Below are 960 nucleotides of genomic sequence, written 5' to 3'. Positions count from 1 at the left end.
TCCGACATCGGTGCGACGTTGCAGCAGATCGCGGAGCTGACGGCGTCGGGCTGTCAGATCGTGCGGGTGGCGTGTCCGACGCAGGACGACGCGGACGCGCTGGCGACGATCGCGAGGAAGTCGCAGATCCCGGTGATCGCGGACATCCACTTCCAGCCGAAGTACGTGTTCGCGGCGATCGACGCGGGCTGCGCGGCGGTGCGGGTGAACCCCGGGAACATCAAGCAGTTCGACGACAAGGTCAAGGAGATCGCGCGGGCCGCGGGCGAGGCCGGCACCCCGATCCGCATCGGCGTGAACGCGGGCTCGCTGGACGCGCGACTGCTCGCGAAGTACGGCARGGCSACCCCSGAGGCGCTGGTGGAGTCGGCGCTGTGGGAGGCGTCGCTGTTCGAGGAGCACGGCTTCCGCGACATCAAGATCTCCGTCAAGCACAACGACCCGGTCGTGATGGTCAACGCCTACCGGCAGCTCGCCGAGCGCTGCGACTACCCCCTGCACCTGGGCGTGACGGAGGCCGGGCCGGCCTTCCAGGGCACGATCAAGTCGGCGGTGGCCTTCGGCGCGCTGCTGTCGGAGGGCATCGGGGACACCATCCGGGTCTCGCTGTCCGCGCCGCCGGCCGAGGAGGTCAAGGTCGGCATCCAGATCCTGGAATCGCTGAACCTGCGCCGGCGCAGGCTGGAGATCGTGTCGTGCCCGTCGTGCGGGCGGGCCCAGGTGGACGTGTACAAGCTGGCCGACCAGGTGACGGCGGGTCTGGAGGGCATGGAGGTCCCGCTGCGGGTCGCCGTGATGGGCTGCGTCGTCAACGGCCCCGGTGAGGCCCGCGAGGCGGACCTGGGGGTGGCCTCGGGCAACGGCAAGGGGCAGATCTTCGTGAAGGGCGAGGTCATCAAGACCGTGCCCGAGTCGAAGATCGTCGAGACCCTGATCGAGGAAGCCCTGAAGATCGCCGAG

1 protein-coding gene is annotated in these 960 nt (G+C 69.4%); it reads left to right on the top strand.

Annotation, left to right across the window (positions count from 1 at the left end):
- Nucleotides 1–960, top strand: a 960-nt coding sequence (gene ispG / locus EAO76_RS40070) for a flavodoxin-dependent (E)-4-hydroxy-3-methylbut-2-enyl-diphosphate synthase (RefSeq protein ID WP_148841176.1), incomplete at both ends; no start/stop codon positions are given.

Origin of the sequence: Streptomyces sp. sk2.1 (assembly GCF_008120935.1) — a bacterium.
Taxonomy (GTDB): domain Bacteria; phylum Actinomycetota; class Actinomycetes; order Streptomycetales; family Streptomycetaceae; genus Streptomyces.
The sequence above is the reverse complement of the archived record's forward strand: the minus strand, read 5'-3'. Positions and strand labels throughout refer to the sequence as shown.